Origin of the sequence: Rhodopseudomonas rhenobacensis (assembly GCF_014203125.1) — a bacterium.
GTDB classification, from domain to species: domain Bacteria; phylum Pseudomonadota; class Alphaproteobacteria; order Rhizobiales; family Xanthobacteraceae; genus Rhodopseudomonas_A; species Rhodopseudomonas_A rhenobacensis.
The window spans coordinates 18458-35874 of the sequence record NZ_JACHIH010000002.1; the positions used below are offsets into that span (position 1 = coordinate 18458).

17 protein-coding genes are annotated in these 17417 nt (G+C 67.0%); 8 read left to right on the plus strand and 9 right to left on the minus strand.

What is annotated here, in order from left to right; genetic code table 11:
• Positions 1 to 15: 15 nt before the first annotated feature.
• The 3 genes from HNR60_RS01945 to HNR60_RS01955 are packed head-to-tail and all read right to left on the minus strand — an operon-like array spanning position 16 to position 4545.
• Entirely contained in the window at positions 16 to 1248 is a 1233-nt protein-coding gene (locus HNR60_RS01945) for a nucleotidyl cyclase domain-containing protein (RefSeq protein ID WP_184253728.1), read from the minus strand.
• A gap of 47 nt (positions 1249 to 1295) precedes the next feature.
• Complete coding sequence (locus HNR60_RS01950) at positions 1296 to 2825, minus strand: AMP-binding protein (protein ID WP_184253730.1); 1530 nt, start codon at positions 2823 to 2825, stop codon at positions 1296 to 1298.
• A gap of 4 nt (positions 2826 to 2829) precedes the next feature.
• Positions 2830 to 4545 carry an extracellular solute-binding protein gene (locus HNR60_RS01955; RefSeq protein WP_184254335.1) on the minus strand — a complete coding sequence of 572 codons (1716 nt, stop codon included), beginning with the start codon at positions 4543 to 4545 and terminating at the stop codon, positions 2830 to 2832.
• 373 nt (positions 4546 to 4918) lie between these two features.
• Between HNR60_RS01955 and HNR60_RS01960 the strand changes: the two genes are divergently transcribed.
• Positions 4919 to 5704, plus strand: coding sequence for an invasion associated locus B family protein (locus HNR60_RS01960; RefSeq protein WP_184253732.1), 786 nt, complete (start codon positions 4919 to 4921; stop codon positions 5702 to 5704).
• Positions 5705 to 5835: 131 nt separating this feature from the next.
• On the opposite strand, the gene hspQ is transcribed toward HNR60_RS01960, so the two are convergent.
• On the minus strand, positions 5836 to 6168 hold the full coding sequence (hspQ, locus tag HNR60_RS01965; protein WP_184253734.1) for a heat shock protein HspQ: 333 nt from the start codon (positions 6166 to 6168) through the stop codon (positions 5836 to 5838).
• Between the two features lie 123 nt (positions 6169 to 6291).
• Here hspQ and HNR60_RS01970 point away from each other — a divergent pair, with 123 nt between their 5' ends.
• Positions 6292 to 7242: an AEC family transporter gene (locus tag HNR60_RS01970; protein ID WP_184253736.1), complete on the plus strand. Its 951-nt coding sequence runs from the start codon at positions 6292 to 6294 to the stop codon at positions 7240 to 7242.
• Between the two features lie 11 nt (positions 7243 to 7253).
• Here the strand turns inward: HNR60_RS01970 and HNR60_RS01975 are convergent, their stop codons facing one another.
• Positions 7254 to 8456 (minus strand): UbiH/UbiF family hydroxylase, encoded by a 1203-nt coding sequence (locus HNR60_RS01975; RefSeq protein WP_184253738.1) that lies wholly within the window; start codon positions 8454 to 8456, stop codon positions 7254 to 7256.
• Between the two features lie 125 nt (positions 8457 to 8581).
• Here HNR60_RS01975 and pcsA point away from each other — a divergent pair, with 125 nt between their 5' ends.
• Complete coding sequence (pcsA, locus tag HNR60_RS01980; RefSeq protein WP_184253740.1) at positions 8582 to 9316, plus strand: phosphatidylcholine synthase; 735 nt, start codon at positions 8582 to 8584, stop codon at positions 9314 to 9316.
• Between the two features lie 124 nt (positions 9317 to 9440).
• Entirely contained in the window at positions 9441 to 10415 is a 975-nt protein-coding gene (locus HNR60_RS01985) for a quinone oxidoreductase family protein (protein ID WP_184253742.1), read from the plus strand.
• A 197-nt stretch (positions 10416 to 10612) separates the two neighbouring features.
• Here HNR60_RS01985 and rimO read toward each other — a convergent pair whose 3' ends face one another.
• Positions 10613 to 11938 carry a 30S ribosomal protein S12 methylthiotransferase RimO gene (gene rimO / locus HNR60_RS01990; RefSeq protein ID WP_184253744.1) on the minus strand — a complete coding sequence of 442 codons (1326 nt, stop codon included), beginning with the start codon at positions 11936 to 11938 and terminating at the stop codon, positions 10613 to 10615.
• 235 nt (positions 11939 to 12173) lie between these two features.
• On the opposite strand from rimO, the gene HNR60_RS01995 reads away from it, so the two are divergent.
• Positions 12174 to 12320, plus strand: a complete 147-nt coding sequence (locus tag HNR60_RS01995) for a hypothetical protein (protein ID WP_184253746.1) — start codon at positions 12174 to 12176, stop codon at positions 12318 to 12320.
• Between the two features lie 4 nt (positions 12321 to 12324).
• Here the strand turns inward: HNR60_RS01995 and HNR60_RS02000 are convergent, their stop codons facing one another.
• The 3 genes from HNR60_RS02000 to pxpB all read right to left on the minus strand — a co-directional run bounded on the left by HNR60_RS02000 (position 12325) and on the right by pxpB (position 14913).
• Positions 12325 to 13092, minus strand: coding sequence for a LamB/YcsF family protein (locus HNR60_RS02000; RefSeq protein ID WP_184253748.1), 768 nt, complete (start codon positions 13090 to 13092; stop codon positions 12325 to 12327).
• An 85-nt stretch (positions 13093 to 13177) separates the two neighbouring features.
• A complete protein-coding gene (locus tag HNR60_RS02005; protein ID WP_184253750.1) occupies positions 13178 to 14182 on the minus strand; it encodes a 5-oxoprolinase subunit C family protein in 1005 nt (334 codons plus the stop codon).
• Positions 14182 to 14913: a 5-oxoprolinase subunit PxpB gene (gene pxpB / locus HNR60_RS02010; protein WP_184253752.1), complete on the minus strand. Its 732-nt coding sequence runs from the start codon at positions 14911 to 14913 to the stop codon at positions 14182 to 14184. Before pxpB ends, HNR60_RS02005 begins: the two co-directional genes overlap by 1 nt.
• A gap of 220 nt (positions 14914 to 15133) precedes the next feature.
• On the opposite strand from pxpB, the gene HNR60_RS02015 reads away from it, so the two are divergent.
• The 3 genes from HNR60_RS02015 (at position 15134) to dapA (ending at position 17391) form a co-directional block, all read left to right on the plus strand.
• Positions 15134 to 15838, plus strand: coding sequence for a ribonuclease activity regulator RraA (locus HNR60_RS02015; RefSeq protein WP_184253754.1), 705 nt, complete (start codon positions 15134 to 15136; stop codon positions 15836 to 15838).
• Between the two features lie 78 nt (positions 15839 to 15916).
• Positions 15917 to 16324 (plus strand): (R)-mandelonitrile lyase, encoded by a 408-nt coding sequence (locus tag HNR60_RS02020; RefSeq protein WP_184254337.1) that lies wholly within the window; start codon positions 15917 to 15919, stop codon positions 16322 to 16324.
• Positions 16325 to 16500: 176 nt separating this feature from the next.
• Positions 16501 to 17391: a 4-hydroxy-tetrahydrodipicolinate synthase gene (gene dapA / locus HNR60_RS02025; protein ID WP_184253756.1), complete on the plus strand. Its 891-nt coding sequence runs from the start codon at positions 16501 to 16503 to the stop codon at positions 17389 to 17391.
• Positions 17392 to 17417 lie beyond the last annotated feature (26 nt).

The following is a 17417-nucleotide window of genomic DNA, read 5'->3' on the forward strand; positions in this document are numbered from 1 at the left end:
CGCGTTCGACGGGTATCAGGATGCCGCGCGCTGGCCGTCCTGTGACAACCGCCCGAGCACCGCACGCGCGGAATCGTTCGGCAGCAACGTGGCGACGCTGACAGTGGGATCGATGCGGGATTCCCGCCGCGTGCTGTGCGAGGTCTGCCGCATCACGCTGGACAGCCGCCTTGCGATGGCGTGGGCGTTGCGCAGATCGGTCGCGGCGAACACCACGACGATCGAGCCGTCGTCCTGCAGCGTGCCGAAATCCATCTTGCGCATCAGCCGGCTGACGATCCGCGCGGCATCGAGCAGCACGCGCTCGTCGTGCTGATCGAAGGCGAAGCGCGCCACCGACAGCCCGCTGCCGCGGTCGTGCGAGTGATACACCGCGGTTGCAAAGTCGCGGTCGAACGCGGCCGTGGTCAACAGCCCGGTACGCGAATCGAGCAGGCCGCCGGCGTCGATCGATTGCAGGGTGCGGCCGAGTCTCGCCTCAAACGCGTGCTGGCGGATCAGCGGCAGCGCTTCGTCGACCGCGCGCATCGGATCGCCGGATGCGAGTTCGAGATTGGGCAGGTCATAGATCGCGGTGACGCCCGGCACGGTGACCAGGATCGGGAAGTTGCGGAAGCGGGCGTCCTCGGACAACACCGTGAGAAAGGCATCGACCACGCGCGGGCTAAAACCTTCGCCGAGGATGATGCCGTCGAGGTCGCGCGCATTGAGGTGCTTGGCAGCGCCTTCGATGCTCAGCGTGCCGACCACGCCGAGCCGTTCGCCGAGCGCGACCGAGAGCGCCGGGTAGCCGGAGCCGCGGCCGATCAGCAGCACCGTGGCTTCGTCGAGCGGATCGGTCTGCAGCAGCGACGCGCGCAAGTCGGGGTCGGAATCCAGCCGGCGCAGCACCGTGGCATGCAGCGTCCGCACCCGCAGCGCGGCGCTGAGCCGCGGCGCCAGCCGGTCGAACCGGCCGTCGTTGGAAGCGAAGCTGATCGCGTTGTCGGGCAAGGGCCCGGTGGGATCGGTGACGATCAACGGCACGTAGGGCTGTTTGCGGGCGACCTGCGCGGCCAGCGCGGCGAGGGCGCGCTCGTCATAGCCGCCGGACACCACCACCGCGGCTGGTTGCAGCCGCTCCACCGCCTGGGCGACGTCGGACCAGGTGGCGTCGATGACCGGGAATAACTTTGCATCCGACAACGCCGCCGTCAGCGACGCCGGTGTCGACGAGGAGAGCAGGATGATCGGGCCTTGATGGGACATGGACTACCGGCGATGGGTTCGGACCCGCCGAACCTAACCCGGTGCACTTAATGGCCCGTCAACGCCGCTTGCCGATTTGAATCGGACTGCGAAGAACTGTCCCGAAACGCTTCAACCATGAGCGGGTTCAGCCCCAGTTCAGCCAACGCCTCGCGCGCTCGCGCGTTGTCCTTGGCGCGGCCGGCCAGCCGATAGCCGCTGAGCCGGTCCGGCAGCGCGGTCAACAGCGCGCCCTGGCCGAGTCGTTTCGCCCATTCCAGCAGGTCCTGCGACAGGAAGCGATAGCCGCCGACCGCCATGATGCCGGCGGGTGGCGCGGTCACGCACAGCGCGCCGGTGGTGCGATCGGTGCGCGCCGCGTAGCCGGTGTCGACATAGTCGGGCGGGGCGCTGTCGATTTCGAGCCGGCTGGACGCGTCCGGCGCATAGGCGGCGAGCGGCACCATCGGGCCGCGCAGCGCCAGGGTGCCGGCCGGCGTCAGCAGCAATTCGCCGGCATTGGACGATCCCGCAGCGTCGCGCGGCGCGCCGTGGACGCCGAGCTTGATCGGCAACGGCAGGCCGTTGTCGGGCCGATGCGCCGCGAGCAGTCCGGCTTCGCCGAACAGATAGACGTCGGTCAGCGTCGAGGTGCCCTCCGACCAGGCTGGGCTGGAGACCACCTGTTCGGGCGCCCGCCACAGCGCCATCACGCTGCCGAGCTTGGGCGAGCGCTCCAGCGTGCCGTTCTCGGCCAGACGCAGCGCGAGGCCGGCGGGGGCGCTGAGCGCGTCGCAGTCGAGTTCGGCGATCTGGCGTTCGAAACTCTCGTCGTCGAACGGATGGTGCAGCGCCAAAGTGCCGCCGGTGAGCAGCCAGACCACCAGCGAGGCGGTGAGCCCGGCGAACGAGGAGGGCACCATCGCGGAGAGCAGCGTCGCGCCCTGCGTCAGCCGGCTTTCCAGCGACAGCACCAGGCCGCCGGCGATCAGGTTCAGATGGGTGCGCGGCACCGGGCGGAAGCCGTCGGCGGTGACGTCGAACGAGATGATCGCGGCGCGGCGGGCGTCCTGGCGGACGATCGGCGACTCCACCGGCTCGGCGATCACGGCATCGAGCGACGCCATGCCCTCCGGCAGGTCGCTGCCGAAGCCGCAGACATGGCGGATCGAAAACGCTTCCGCCGCGGCGTCCATCGCCAGATTGGCATGGCTGACGCCGTCGATTTTGCTGGTGGTGACGATCGCGCGCGCGCCGGTGCGGTTCAGCGCCACGGTCAATTCCGCCTGCCGCCACAGCTGCGGCAGCAACGCAACCACCAGCCCGGCGCGGTGCGCCGCCAGCACGGTGAGGAAGAACTCGACGCAGTTCGGTAGCTGCACGGCGATCACCGCGTTGGCCGGAAGGCCCGCGGCGATGAAATGCGCCGCCAGCGCGGAGATCGCCTGGTCGGCCTGTGCATAGGTCATCCGCTTCGGCAATTCGCCGGTGATGCGCGGGGTGTTGTCCGGATCGACCAGCGCCAGCGCGTTGGGTTGGCGGGCCAGGATCCGGCGAAACAAGCCGTCGAGCGTGGGTGACGCGTTGCTCTGGTTCACGGGATCACCTTTGCGACGTCGGCGGCGCGTGCCACCAGGTTTCGGGCAGATAACCGGTCAGGGCGTTGACCTTAGGCCGTTCTATCCGATTCCAGCGAGCGATCCATTGCTGTTGCACGTTATACGCTGGAATCGCGTAGAAACCTGCGGTCAGTACGCGGTCCAAGGCGCGCACGGCGGAGACGAAATCGGGCCGCTCGCGGGCTTCCAGCAAGGCCGCGATCATCGCGTCGATCGCCTCGTCCTTGGCGCCCATGTAATTGCGGGTGCCCTGATTGTCGGCCGCGGCACTGCCCCAGTAGAAGGATTGCTCGTTGCCGGGCGACAGCGACTGGTCCCAGCGGTTCTGGATCATGTCGAAATCGAAGGCGAGGCGGCGCTGGTCGAACTGCACGCCGTCGACGGCGCGGACGTTGGCCAGGATCCCCGCGCGTTTGAGGTCGCGGACGAACGCCAGCGCGATGCGTTCCTGATCGCGCGCGGTGACCAGAATCTCGAAGCTCAGTTGCTGGCCGGTCGAGCGCTGCCGCAACATCGTGCCGTCGAGCTCATAGCCTGCCTGCGCCAGCAATGCCAGCGCCTGCCGCAGCGCTACGCGGTCGCGGCCGGAGCCGTCGCTCGCCGGCAGCCGATAGCTGCCGTCGACGATTGCAGCCGGCAGCCGGGACAGGAACGGTTGCAGCAATTCGCGCTCGCGAGCGTCCGCCGGGCGGGTATAGGCTGACAATTCGGAGCCGGCAAAGTAGCCGGCGGAGCGGGCATAGAGGCCGTAGAAGTAGTTGCGGTTGATCCACTGGAAATCGAACAGCAGCGTCAGCGCCTCGCGCACCTTGATATCGGCGAACACCGGCCGCCTGGTGTTGAACACCAGATATTCCGACGGCTGCGGTAGCCCGGTGCGGATGGTGTCGCGGATCACCTCGCCATGGCGCGCCGCCGGGAAATCATAGCCCTCATGCCAGCGCAGCGGTTCGTTCTCGACCCGCGCATCGTACAGCCCGCGCTTGAAGGCTTCGAACAGGCCGTTCGACTCGCGATAGTAGTCGAGCCTCACCTCGTCGAAATTCCACAGCCCGCGATTGATCGGCAGGTCGCGGCCCCAATAATTCGGGTTGCGGGTCAGCGTGACGCTGGCGCCGGCGCGTACCGCCGAGACTCGATAGGGTCCTGAGCCGAGCGGTGGGCTAAGCGAGGTCTCCTCGAAGGTCTCGGCATTGACGGCGTGCTTCGGCAGCACCGGCATCAGCCCGAGAATCAGCGGCAGCTCGCGGTCGCTGGTGCCGCCGAAATCGAATCGCACGGTGAGCGGATCGAGCGCTTCGGCCTTGGCGACCTTGGCGTAGTACATCCGGTGATTGGGCCGGCCCTTGTCGCGCAGCAATTGCCAGGAGAAGATCACGTCCTCGGCGCGCAGCGGGTGATCGTCGGCGAACCGCGCCCGCGGGTCGATCCGAAAGGTCACGTAGCTGCGGGCGTCGTCGGTCTCGACGCTCTGCGCCAACAGGCCGTACAGCGTGAAGGCCTCGTCGTTGCCGCGCGCCATCAGGCTTTCGATCACGTAGCCGCGGATCTGCTGCACCGCGAGACCTTTGACGATCAGCGGGTTGAGGCTGTCGAACGCGCCGAGTAGGCCGAGGATCAGGCGGCCGCCCTTGGGCGCCTGCGGGTCGACATAGGGCATCTCGGCGTAGTCGGCGGGCAGCGCCGGCGCGCCGTGCATCGCGATGCCGTGAGTCGGTGCGGCGGCGGGCGGATCTGCCGACACCGGCCCACACCCTGAGATCGCGACCACGCAAGCCGCAGCGAGCCGGATCATCGACCGGCCGGCGGCCTGCAGCAGGGAACGATGTGATTCGCTTTCTCCCACAAGAAATTTTACCACAGCCAGCGGGGAGGGATCGGCTATGTCAGCAGAGAGTTGTGGCCGGCATTGATCTTTTCGCCTGCCGTTGTATTGAATGCGGGCCATTGACCACGCCGCCGGTCCTGTCACGTATCCGCCCCAATTGGCACCGAGACAGCCGCCGACCGGTGAGATGTCAGCGTCCGCGATGATTTGCGGGTGCGTTACCGCTTCAGAAAGGGTCTCCGCAATGAATTTCCGTCTCTTGGCCGCGTCGGCCTTGCCGCGCGGGCGGGCTATCGCCCTGCTGGCGGCAACAATGACCGCCATGACCGTAATTCCTGCGGCGCAGGCGCAGCAGCCTCCCGCGGCCGCGCCCGCCGCTCCCAAGGCGGCTCCGAAAGCCGCGCCCGCGGCCAAGGGGGCGCAGAAGGCAGCGCCCGCAGCCCCGGCTGCCGGCGCCCCCGCCGCTACGCCGCCGGCCGACCAGCAGGTGCAGCTGATCTACGCGCCGTGGACCAAGTTCTGCCTGAAGGGGCAGGACGCCAACGCCAAGCAGGTCTGCTTCACCGGCAAGGACGGCCGCATCGAATCCGGCCAGCCGGTGATCGCCGCGGTGATCATCGAGCCGGAAGGCGAGCCGAAGAAGATCCTGCGCGTCACGCTGCCGCTCGGCATGCAGCTGGTGCACGGAACCCGGGTGATCGTCGACAACAACCCGCCGGCGCAGAGCCCCTATGTGATCTGCTTCGCCAACGGCTGCATGTCGGACTACGAGGTCACCCCGGAACTGCTCGGCAACCTGAAGAAGGGCCAGAACCTGATCGTGCAGGCGATCAACTCCAACGGCGCGCCGCTGACGCTGCCGTTGCCGCTGGCGGAATTCGCCAAGGCCTATGACGGCCCGCCGACCGACCCCAAGCAGTTCGAAGAGACCCAGAAGAAGCTGCAGGAAGAGCTGCAGAAGCGCGCCGAAGAGCAGCGCAAGAAGCTCGAGGCGCAGCAGCCCGCGGCCGCCGCTCCGGCGGCGAAGTAAGCCGACACGCAAACAGCAAGGGGAGCTCACCAGCTCCCCTTTTATTTTGCCTGGTGAAATATGCCCGGAGAAATGTTGACGGCGAGGGCTGCGGCCGAACGGCGCCGCAGCTGATCAGTTCGACCGGGTGATCAGTTCAGCGACGGATTGCGCGGCCGGTAGCTGCCGGATTTGTCCTTGACGAAAATCTCGGCGACTTGCGAGTGGCGGATCGGCTCGCCGGAGTCATCCGGCAGCAGGTTCTGCTCGGAGACATAGGCGACGTATTCGGAGTCCGAATTTTCCGCGAGCAGGTGATAGAACGGCTGATCCTTGTGCGGCCGAACCTCTTCGGGGATCGACAGCCACCACTCCTCGGTGTTGTTGAATTCCGGATCGATATCGAAAATCACGCCCCGGAACGAGAAGATCCGGTGCCGTACGATCTGTCCGATCTGAAACCTGGCGGTTCTGGTTTTGATCATCCTTCGTCGAATAAACCAGGATTGTGGCCGATGCTAGGGGTAAACCGATGAATCGTGGCGCGCCCCGGACCCCCGAAGCCGCCCGGCCGGGCGCCCTTCGCCAGAAATAACGTCGATTCGTCAATGCTCGACGTCCTCAACCTGGCGCTTCCCTATTTCGGTCTGATCTTTGTCGGCTTCGCCTGCGGTCGCTGGAAGCGGCTGCCGGAAAACGGCCTGGCCTGGATGAATTTCTTCCTGCTGTACGTCTCGCTGCCGGCGCTGTTCTTCCGCATCATGTCGCGGACGCCGTTCGAGGAACTCAACAACCTGCCGTTCGTGGTGGCCACCACGCTCGGCACCAGCTGCGTATTCCTGCTGTCCGGGGCGGCGGGGCGCTGGATCGGCGGGCTGTCGCTGCGCGAGACCACGATCGCGGCGTTGGCCGGCGGTTACGGCAATATCGGCTACATGGGGCCGGGGCTGGCGCTGGCGGTGCTGGGGCCTAAGGCGGCGGTGCCGACCGCGCTGATCTTCTGCTTCGACAGCATCCTGTTGTTTTCGATCGTGCCGCTGCTGATGGCGCTGACCGGGACCGACCGCGGGCCGCTGCTCTCGACGATCGGCATGGTGCTGCGCGCTATCGTCTTTCATCCCTTGATCGTCGCGGCCTATTGCGGCGCGCTGGCCGCGGCGTTGCACCTGCCTGTTCCGGTCGCGGTCGACAACACCCTGCAGTTCCTGCAGAACGCCGCAGCTCCAGTGGCTTTGTTCGTGCTCGGCGTGACGGTCGCGCTGCGGCCGTTCGGGCGGGTGCCGTGGGAGATCCCCGGCGTCGTCGCGATCAAGCTGGTGCTGCACCCGTTGATCGCAGCCTCGCTGATGATCGCGATCGGACCGTTCCCGCCGGAATGGGCGGTGACCGCGGTGCTGATGGCGTCATTGCCGCCGGCGCTCAACGTGTTCGTGATCGCCCGGCAATACGACAGCTGGGTCGAGCCGGCCTCCGTCGCGGTGCTGACCGGCACGTTCATCTCGGTGCTGACGCTGACCAGCGTGATGTGGCTGATCAAGACCGGCCAGATCGCGTTTTAGATTGAGTTGCCTCAGTGGCGGCCGGGACGCCAGGCCAGCGCCAGGCCTTCGCGCATCGCCAGCCGCCGCAATAGCCCGACGCCGCCCAGCAGATGCATGCCGAGCGCGCGCGCCGCCTGCACCGGCAACAGGTCGCTCAGCAGCGAGCGGTTGGCGACGTCGATCGCCATGGTGCGGCTGGCGACGTCGAGCCGGCGGGCTTTTTCGAACCGTGCCAGCACCGCGGCCGAGCCAAGATCCTCGCCGGCGGCGAGTGCTGCGCGCACGATCTCGGCGATGTCGGCGGCGTCGCGCAGGCCCAAGTTCAGCCCCTGCGCGCCGATTGGCGGGATGACGTGGGCGGCTTCGCCGACCAACGCGATGCGCTGCGCGGCGAAGTGATCGGGCTTTTCGATCGCCAGCGGAAACAGGTTGCGGCCGGGCTCGACGCACATCGTGCCGAGGATCGAATGCGACTGCCCTTCGGCGGCGGCCGACAGGTCGGCGTCGCTCAGCGCCATCAGCCGTTCGGCGTCGCCCGGATCGGCGACCCAGACCACGCTGGAGCGTTTGCCGGGCAACGGCACGAATACGCAGGGACCATGCGCGGTATGAAATTCGGTGGAGATGTTCTGATGCGGCCGGGCGTGGCTGACGTTGAAGGTCAGCGCCGACTGCTGCAGCGCGCGGCTCGTCACCTTGATGCCGGCGGCCTCGCGGCTGGCCGATTTGCGGCCGTCGGCGCCGACCACGAGCGGCGCCGAGATCGCCTCGCCCTGCCGGGTGCTGACCGTCGCGACGGTCTCCTCGGGAACGATGCTCGCCGCCTCGTCGTCGAACCGGGTGAGGCTGGGCAATTCGGCGGCGCGCTCTTCCAGCGCCAGCATCAGCGTGCGGTTCTCGATGTTGTAGCCGAACGCGTCGAGGCCGATCTCGTTGGCGGCGAACCGCACCTCGGGGGCGCGGATCAGCCGGCCGGTGTCGTCGACCAGCCGCATCACCCGCAGCGCCGCCGACTTGCCGGCGCAGCGCCGCCACACGTCCAGCCGCTCCAGCAGATCGACCGAATCGCCGAGCAGGGCGGTGGTGCGATTGTCGGCATAGGGCAGGCGGCGGGCCACCAAGGCGGTGTTCGCGCCGGTGATGGCGATGGCGATCGCCGCGGCGACGCCGGCGGGGCCGCCGCCGACCACGATGACGTCGAAATGGTTCGGCTTGGGGAGAATATCGTTCATGGCTCACAATTGACGCTCGCGGGGGCTTTTTCAAGCCCGCGTCGGAGCAGAATCGGCGGCTTCGGAGGCGGGCGGCGCGGTGCCGGATATGCAAAGCCGGCAATTTCCTGATAAGCAGCCGAGCAATGACCCCAGAAGGCCAGCCCGAATCGCCGTCCCCATCCAGCGCGCGGCGCGCCGCCGCGTTCGGCGTGCATTTGTTGACGGCGCTGGGCGCCGGGCTCGCGCTGCTCGCTCTGCTGGAAGCGGTCCGCGAGCATTGGGCGGCGATGTTCGGTTGGCTCGGCGTGGCGCTGTTGGTCGACGGGCTCGACGGACCGCTGGCGCGGCGGCTCGACGTGGCGCGGCTGCAGCCGGACTGGTCCGGCGATACGCTCGACCTGGTGGTCGACTTCGTCACCTACGTGTTCGTGCCGGCCTATGCGATCACCGCCAGCGGCATGCTCTTGCCGCTCGCGGCCCCGCTGCTCGGCATCGGCATCGTGATGAGCAGCGCCTTGTACTTCGCCGACCGCCGCATGAAGACCGCGGACAATCACTTCCGCGGTTTTCCGGCGCTGTGGAACGCGGCGGCGTTCTACCTGTTTCTGCTGCATCCCGCGCCATGGCTGGCGAGCCTCGCCATGGCGGCGCTGATCGTGCTGACCTTCGTGCCGTTCCATGTGATTCATCCGGTGCGGGTGCAACGGCTGCGGATCTTCAACCTTGCGCTGATCGCGCTGTGGGCGGTGCTCGCGGTATACGTGCTGGCCGAGGATTTCCGCGTGAGCCTTGCGGTCGCCACCGCGCTGTGCGCGATTGCGCTTTATATCGGCTGCGGCGACGCGGTCATTCGGCTATTGAGCCGACTCCGCCGATGAGCGTGAGCGAGCGCTGATAGGCCCGGAAACTAAGCCGAGCAAGGCCGGCGCGACATGATGCGACTCGGTTGACAATGCTGCGACGATAGCCTTCGTTTGGCGCGACGATTTCGAGGAGGACGGGATGACGAAGGCGGTACGGGTGCACAAGGTCGGAGGACCGGAAGCCCTGGTCTATGAGGCGATCGATCTGCCGGAGCCGGGGACCGGCGAGGTGCGGATTCGCCAGCACGCCGTCGGCCTGAACTTCATCGACGTCTATTTCCGCACCGGCCTCTACAAGGCGCCCGGGCTGCCGTTCATTCCCGGCAACGAGGCGGCCGGTGAGGTGGTCGCGGTCGGCCCCGGGGTGACCAATTTCCACCCCGGCGACCGCGTCGCTTATTACTACAACCTCGGCGCCTATGCCACCGAGCGCAACATCCCGGCCGACAAGCTGGTGAAGCTGCCGGATCACATCACCTACGAGCAGGGCGCCGTGCTGATGCTGAAGGGGCTGACGGTGTGGTACCTGCTGCACAAGACCTTCAGGGTCGAGCCCGGGCACCGCGTGCTGATTCACGCCGCGGCCGGCGGCATCGGGCTGCTCGCATGTCAGTGGGCCAAGGCGCTCGGCGCCAACGTGATCGGCACCGTGGGCTCGAAGGCCAAGGCGGAGCTCGCGCTGCAGGCGGGCTGCGACCACGTCATCATCTACACCGAGGAAGACTTCGTCGCGCGAATCAAGCAGATCAGCCGCAACGAACTCTGCGACGTGGTCTATGACGGCGTCGGCAAGACGACGTTTCCGGGCTCGCTGTCCTGCATCAAGCCGCGCGGACTATTCGTCAGCTTCGGCAACGCGTCGGGCCCGGTGCCGCCGTTCGCGCTGACCGAGCTCAACAATCACGGCTCGCTGTTCGCCACGCGGCCGAAGCTCAACGACTACATCAGCAAGCGTTCGGAACTGATCGAAGGCGCCGACGCGCTGTTCTCGGCGATCATCGAGGGCACGCTGCACATCCAGATCAACCACGCCTACGCGCTGAAAGACGTCGCCAAGGCGCATATCGATCTGGAGAGCCGCGCGACCACGGGCGCGTCGATTTTGAAGCCGTAGAAGAGGATCGTCGTTCATCCCGGCTACACTCTTCGAGCTCAGGAAACGTGCCCCGGACAAAGCACGCCACGCCCATGGGCGTGGTGTGCTGCAGAGCCGGGGCCGTTACGGAACGCGGCACGCGTAACGGTCCCGGTTCTGCGGAGCAGCGCCAAGGCGCTGCGCCGCGCCCGGGACACGACGCCTTCTGGTTTGCTCTAAAACCCCGCCACCGTGCCGTGCAGATCGTAGGCGTCGGCGCGTTCGATCTTGGCGGTGACGATCTCGCCGACCCGCAGCGGGCGGCGGCTGGTGAGGTACACGCTGCCGTCGATCTGCGGCGCGTCGGCTTTCGAGCGGCCCTTCGACACCGTCGGTCCGACCTCGTCGATGATCACCTGCTGCCTGGTGCCGACCTTGCGCTTCAGCCGCCGCGCCGAAATCTTCTGCTGCCGCGCCATCAGCGCGTTCCAGCGCTCGGTCTTGACCTCGTCGCTGACCTGACCCTGCAGCGCGTTCGAGGTGGCACCGCGCACCGCTTCGTATTTGAACGCGCCGACGCGATCGATCTCGGCCTGCTCGAGCCAATCCAACAAGTAAGCGAAGTCGCTGTCGGTCTCGCCGGGGAAGCCGACGATGAAGGTCGAGCGCAATGTTAGTTCAGGGCACTGCTCGCGCCAGCGCTTGATCCGCGCCAGCGTCTTGTCCTGCGCCGCAGGGCGCTTCATCTGCTTCAGCACATCGGGGCTGGCGTGCTGGAACGGGATGTCGAGATAGGGCAGCACCTTGCCCTGCGTCATCAGCTCGATCACCTCGTCGACATGCGGGTAGGGATAGACGTATTGCAGCCGGACCCAGGCGCCGAGTTCGCCGAGTTCTTTGGCGAGATCGTAGAACCGGGCGCGTACGCTGCGATCCTGCCACGGGCTCTCGGCGTATTTCAGATCGACGCCGTAGGCCGAGGTGTCTTGCGACACTACCAGCAATTCCTTGACGCCCGCCTTCACCAGCTTCTCGGCCTCGCGCAACACCTCGCCGGCCGGGCGCGACACCAGATCGCCGCGCAGCTTCGGGATGATGCAGAAGCTGCAGCGATTGTTGCAGCCCTCGGAAATCTTCAAGTAAGCGTAGTGCCGCGGCGTCAGCTTGATGCCCTGCGCCGGCACCAGATCGAGATGCGGATTGTGCAGCGGCGGCAGCGCGCGATGCACCGCGTCGAGCACGCTCTCATATTGCTGCGGGCCGGTGATCGACAACAGGTTGGGGTAGGCGGCCTCGATCTGTTCGGGTTCGGCGCCCATGCAGCCGGTGACGATCACCTTGCCGTTGGCGGCCATGGCTTCGCCGATCGCGCCGAGCGACTCTTTCTTAGCGCTGTCGAGAAAGCCGCAGGTGTTGACGATCACCAGATCGGCGCCGTCGTGCTTGCGCGCGAGCTCATAGCCCTCGGCGCGCAGCCTGGTGATGATGCGTTCGGAATCCACCAGCGCCTTCGGGCACCCGAGCGAAACGAAGCTGACTTTGGGCGCAGCCGCCTGGTTCATGATCTGATCTGTCCGGTTGAAGGGCAGGAGCTAACCCCGATCCGGACACAATACAAGGCTGCACCGGGTTCCGGAGGCGGTCGGGGCGGCGAATGAAACCGCTGTGGCAAACCTAAGGCAGAGAAAAATCGCCCCGTTTGCGGCCCCGGCGCGGCGCCGGCATCGCTATTTTCGCGGTCCCCTTGTCCGTCGCCGCTTCGTCGTTTCCTATGCGGGGACGATGTGGAGACGGACCATGAGCGAGTCATCTTGGGAGAGCAGGTTGGAGCTGCCGGCGGCGCCGGCGCGGCTGCGCCAGCAGATCGCCGAGCTGGTTCCCTATGCGGCGCTGGCGCTGATCGCTGCGGTGATCTTCGGAACCCTGTCGACCCACCCGTTCTGAGCGCTCAAGCCCCGGCGAACGGCGCGACCGCGATCCCGGCGGCTTTCAGTGCTTGCCGAACGCCGCGGGCAATCTCGACTGCACCCGGCGTATCGCCGTGGATGCACACCGTGTCGGTGCGCATCTTGATCAGCTTGCCGGTGACCGAGACCACGGCGCCGTCCTCGACCATCCGCACCACGCGCTCGGCGATCTTCGAAGGATCGTGCAGCACCGCGCCGGGCTTCTTGCGCGACACCAGCGTGGCGTCGTCCTCATAGGCGCGGTCGGCGAACACTTCATGCGCCAGCGGCAGCCCGGCGGCTTCGCCGGCCTTCACCAGCCGCGAATTCGCCAGCACCACGAAGATCAGATTGCGGTCGACCGCCTTGATCGCGGCGGCGATGGCGTTCGCCGTCATGTCGTCCTCGCAGGCGACGTTGGACAACGCGCCGTGCGCCTTGACGTGGGTCACCTTGTGGCCGGCGAGGGAGGCGACCGCCTGCAGCGCGCCGATCTGATACGCCACCAGATTTTCGATCTCGGCGGCGCTGAGGCCGGCGACCGGGCGGCGGCCGAAGCCGTGCAGGTCGCGGTAGCCGGGATGCGCGCCGATGCTGACGCCGCCGGCTTTCGCCAATGCCACGGTGGCACGCATGATGTCGGCGTCGCCGGCGTGAAAGCCGCAGGCGATGTTGACGCTGCTGGCGAGCTCGATCATCGCCGCGTCGTTGCCCATCTGCCAGGCGCCAAAGCCCTCGCCGAGATCGCAGTTCAGATCGATGGTGGTCATGTGACTACTTCATTCCGTTGGATTTGACGGATTGTTTGCGCACGATCGTGTGCGAAAATCGAGAGCGATTTTCGCACGTCATGCATCAGCCGTCGAACGCGCTGACCGCGATGCCGGCGACGTTGGCGCGATGCAAGGCCTCGAGGTCGAGCCAGGAGCTGCGCGCGGCGCGGACCAGGCCGGGCAGGCCGCGCAGCAGCTTGGCCATCGCCCGGTACTCGGCCTGCGCTTCCGCCATGGTAACGGCCTTGAAGCGGAAGCCGCGTCCGGCCTGGGTCTGCGCCAGCCGGCTGAGATCGGCGGTGATCACGGTGGCGATCTTCGGATAGCCGCCGGTGGTGCCGCGATCGGGCATCAGCACGATCGGCAGGCCGTTGCCGGGAATCTGGATGCTGCCGTTCACGGTGCCGTCGGACACCACGTTGTGGCCGTGCAGATGCGGGATGCTCTCGCCTTCGAGCCGGTAGCCCATTCGGTCGCTCGCCGCCGAGACCCGCCACTCGGCGTCGAGAAACGCCTGCACGGCGTCGCCGAACTCGTCATGCTGCGGCCCCAGCACGACGCGGATCGGCTGCTCGGATTGGACGGGCAGGTCGATGCTCTGATCGGGCAGCTCGCGGGCGAAACTGGCGGCGATTTCGTCGCCGGGCTGCAATGGCCGCGGATACGGACTGCCGAGCCCGGCGCGGGCGTTGACCGCGAGGCTGCCGAACATCAGCTCGCCCTTGATGCCGCCTTCCAGTGCCAGATAACTGAACACCCCGCCGCGCGCGACGCCGAGCGTCAGCACGTCGCCGTCGGCGAGCGTGACGGAGCTGTTATGCGGCAGCGGCCGGCCCGAGATATCCGCAGGACGCTGCGCGCCGCTGAGTGCCACGCGTAGCGCGCCGCGCGCGGTGAACGAAGCGCCGAGCGGGCCGATTTCGATCGCGGCTGCGAACGCCGCGTTGCCGAGCAGCGCATTGCCGGCGGCGAGCGCCAGCGGATCCATCGCGCCGCTCGGCGGCAGGCCGTAGCGTTGCGTACCGTGCCGGCCGGCATCCTGCACCGAGGTCGCGGGCCCGACGGCGTTGATGATCAGCTTGCTCATCAGGCCACCAGTTCGGCGACGACGGCGCCGCGCTCGGCGGCGGCATCCTGCTCGGCGAATTGCCGAGCGTCGATTGCGAAGAACCGCACGATGTCTCCTGGCTCCAAGAGAAAGATCGGGTCGCGATGCAGCTGATAGGTTCGCACCGGGGTGCGTCCCAACAGATGCCAGCCGCTCGGGCCGGGCAGGCATTGCACGCCGGCCTGCACGCCGCCGATCGAGATCGTGCCGGCGGGCGTGAGTAGACGCGGGCTTTGACGGCGCGGCATCGTCAAGCTCGGATCGAGCCCGCTGAGATAGGACCAGCCCGGCGTGAAGCCGATCATCGCCACCCGGTAATCGCCGGCGGCGTGGCGCCTGACGACTTCCTCCGGCGACAGGCCGAGCGAGGTCGCGACGTCGTCGAGATCGACGCCGTACTCACCGCCGTAGCACACCGGAATCCGCCAATGCCGGATGCTGGCCGCGGTGGATGGCGTTTCGGCTTGCGCCAGCGCGGTGAGGCGTTCGCCGAGCTCGTCGAAGCCGATTTGTTCGGGATCGTAGTGCACCAGCAGCGAGCGATAAGTCGGGACGGTTTCGCTGACGCCGGTGATCGGCGCTTCGGACAGCGCGCGATCGAGTTGAAGTACACGTTCACTGGCGCGCTGATCGATCTCACGTCCGAACTCGACGGTGATCGCGGCGTCGCCACTGGGCAAAATGCGGGGCGGGGAAAGGGGTGCGACCATAGCCTCCAAGCTCACTCGTTGAATGTCTCATAGCGCGTTTCAACGCCGAGTAAAATTCACATCGCGCGGAGCGCTGTGGGCATAAGTATGCGGGCCACACCCCGATAAACTCCGCTGATGGGTGGTTGGTTTCACAGCGCAGTTGCCTGTTTACGCGGCTTGACGCCGCATCCGTCAGCAGCAAGATGCGGCTCCAGTTCATCTCACCGGAAGCTCATTCATGTCGTTGACCGCCGAAGCCAAAGCCACTCTTTCTCGCATCTCCACCGCGACCATCACCACCGTGCTGCTGAAGAAGGGGCTGCGCAATGTCTGGATGCGCGGCGCGCGTCCGCTGCGTCCCGGGCAGCAGCGTCTGGTCGGCGAAGTGTTCACGCTGCGCTTCGTGCCGGCGCGCGAGGATCTGGCGACGCCGGCGTCGTGGTCGTCGCCGATCTCGACCCGCACCGCGATCGAGGCGATGCCGGAAGGCTGCATCGCCGTGGTCGACGCGATGGGCGTCAGCGATGCCGGCATCTTCGGTGACATTCTTTGCGCGCGGATGGCCAAGCGCAACGTCGCGGCATTGATCACCGACGGTGTGGTGCGCGATCTCGAAGGCGTGCTTGGCACCGGACTGCCGGTGTGGTGCAACGGCGCGGCCGCGCCGCCCTCGGTCGCCGGTCTCACCTTTGTCGGCTGGGGCGAGCCGATCGGCTGCGGCGGCGTCGCGGTGTTTCCGGGCGACGTGGTGGTCGCCGATCAGGATGGCGCGGTGCTGATCCCGCAGGCGTTGCTCGATCAGGTCTTGGCCGAAGGCGAAGAGCAGGAACGGATGGAAGGCTGGATCGTCAACGAGGTCAACGCCGGCGCCGAGCTGCCGGGCCTCTATCCGATGAACGACGCCACCAAGGCGCGCTACGCCGCCTGGAAGGCCAAGGGGTAAGCAAGGGCTAACCGGGCGACTCGGCACTGCAATCAAAAACAAGCGCGGCCAATCATGGCCGCGCGCAGGGAGGTCACCATGGAGATCTATCAGGCCGGCTCGCGGCCGACGCGCCGCGCGCCGACGGACTATTTCACCGGCACGGTGTGGCAGGATGCGATCGTGGCGGCGCCGGCGCCGGCACGGGTGATGGCGACCCGGGTGGCGTTCGAGCCCGGCGCCCGCACCCATTGGCACACCCATCCGCTTGGCCAGACGCTCTATGTGGTCGACGGCGTCGGCCGGGTGCAGGTCGAAGGCGGTCCGCTGCGGGAGATCCGCGCCGGCGACACGGTGTGGATCCCGCCCGGCGAAAAGCACTGGCATGGTGCGGCGCCCGGCAACGGCATGACCCATATCGCGATGCAGGAGGCGCTGGACGGCAGCTTCGCCACCTGGCTGGAGCAGGTCAGCGACGCCGATTACGCGGCTCCCGTGGCGTCCTGACGGCTTGCCCGATCGGTTCGGGAGGCCGCTGGCGTTCCGGGCGCAATGAGACCGACGCAGGGGTGGCGATCCGGAGACGGACCTTTCGCCGCCGCGGCAGACCCGGTATGAATTGCTTTGAATTTAGTCAGGCGCGGCGCGTTGATGCGAAGCCGCGACGAGTCAGGAGAATAGCTTTGGCCACCACAGCCGCATTTCGGGGGTCTTTCACCGCCCTGGTCACGCCCTTCAAGAATGGTTCGCTCGACGAAGACGCGTTTCGCAAGCTGGTGGACTGGCAGATTTCCGAAGGAACCGCCGGCCTGGTGCCGGTCGGCACGACCGGAGAGAGTCCCACGCTCAGCCATGCCGAGCACCACAAGGTGGTGGAATGGTGCGTCCAGGAATCCAAGGGCCGGGTTCCGGTGATCGCCGGCGCCGGCTCCAATTCCACCAAGGAGGCCGTCGAACTGGCCAAGCACGCCGAAGCCGCGGGCGCCGACGCGGTGCTGGTGGTGACGCCGTATTACAACAAGCCGACCCAGGAGGGCATGTATCTGCACTTCAAGGCGGTGAACGATGCGATCGGCATTCCGATCATCATCTACAACATCCCGCCGCGCTCGGTGGTCGACATGTCGGTCGAGACTATGACGCGGCTGTACGAATTGAAGAACATCGCCGGCGTCAAGGATGCCACCGCCAATCTCGCCCGGGTGTCGCTGCAGCGCCATGCCATGGGACCGGATTTCATCCAGCTCTCCGGCGAGGACATGACCGCGTTGGCCTATATGGCGGCGGGCGGCCATGGCTGCATCTCGGTGGTGTCGAATGTGGCGCCGAAGCCCTGCGCGGATCTGATGACGGCCGTGTTCAAGGGCGACTATGCGGCGGCGCTGAAGGTGCAGGACCGCTTGGTGCCGCTGCACGACGCGGTGTTCAAGGAGCCCGGCGTCTCCGGCGCCAAGCACGGCCTGGCGCTGCTCGGCCGGATCCAGGAAGAGGTGCGGTTGCCGCTGATCCCGGTGACCGAGCCGACCCGCGCGGTGATCCGCAGCGCGATGATGCATGCCGGGCTGATCAATTAGCCCGCCCGGCCGCGGCGTCGGCGCGC

Bases quoted from the DNA above. Each gene is read 5' to 3' on its own strand.
- HNR60_RS02005 (WP_184253750.1), bottom strand. From the start codon at position 14,182: ATGAGCAAGCTGATCATCAACGCCGTCGGGCCCGCGACCTCGGTGCAG.
- HNR60_RS01985 (WP_184253742.1), top strand. From the start codon at position 9,441: ATGACGAAGGCGGTACGGGTGCACAAGGTCGGAGGACCGGAAGCCCTG.
- HNR60_RS02015 (WP_184253754.1), top strand. From the start codon at position 15,134: ATGTCGTTGACCGCCGAAGCCAAAGCCACTCTTTCTCGCATCTCCACC.
- hspQ (WP_184253734.1), bottom strand. From the start codon at position 6,168: ATGATCAAAACCAGAACCGCCAGGTTTCAGATCGGACAGATCGTACGG.
- pcsA (WP_184253740.1), top strand. From the start codon at position 8,582: ATGACCCCAGAAGGCCAGCCCGAATCGCCGTCCCCATCCAGCGCGCGG.
- HNR60_RS01970 (WP_184253736.1), top strand. From the start codon at position 6,292: ATGCTCGACGTCCTCAACCTGGCGCTTCCCTATTTCGGTCTGATCTTT.
- rimO (WP_184253744.1), bottom strand. From the start codon at position 11,938: ATGAACCAGGCGGCTGCGCCCAAAGTCAGCTTCGTTTCGCTCGGGTGC.
- HNR60_RS01995 (WP_184253746.1), top strand. From the start codon at position 12,174: ATGAGCGAGTCATCTTGGGAGAGCAGGTTGGAGCTGCCGGCGGCGCCG.
- HNR60_RS01945 (WP_184253728.1), bottom strand. From the start codon at position 1,248: ATGTCCCATCAAGGCCCGATCATCCTGCTCTCCTCGTCGACACCGGCG.
- HNR60_RS01955 (WP_184254335.1), bottom strand. From the start codon at position 4,545: ATGCACGGCGCGCCGGCGCTGCCCGCCGACTACGCCGAGATGCCCTAT.
- HNR60_RS02020 (WP_184254337.1), top strand. From the start codon at position 15,917: ATGGAGATCTATCAGGCCGGCTCGCGGCCGACGCGCCGCGCGCCGACG.
- HNR60_RS01960 (WP_184253732.1), top strand. From the start codon at position 4,919: ATGAATTTCCGTCTCTTGGCCGCGTCGGCCTTGCCGCGCGGGCGGGCT.
- HNR60_RS02000 (WP_184253748.1), bottom strand. From the start codon at position 13,092: ATGACCACCATCGATCTGAACTGCGATCTCGGCGAGGGCTTTGGCGCC.
- HNR60_RS01975 (WP_184253738.1), bottom strand. From the start codon at position 8,456: ATGAACGATATTCTCCCCAAGCCGAACCATTTCGACGTCATCGTGGTC.
- pxpB (WP_184253752.1), bottom strand. From the start codon at position 14,913: ATGGTCGCACCCCTTTCCCCGCCCCGCATTTTGCCCAGTGGCGACGCC.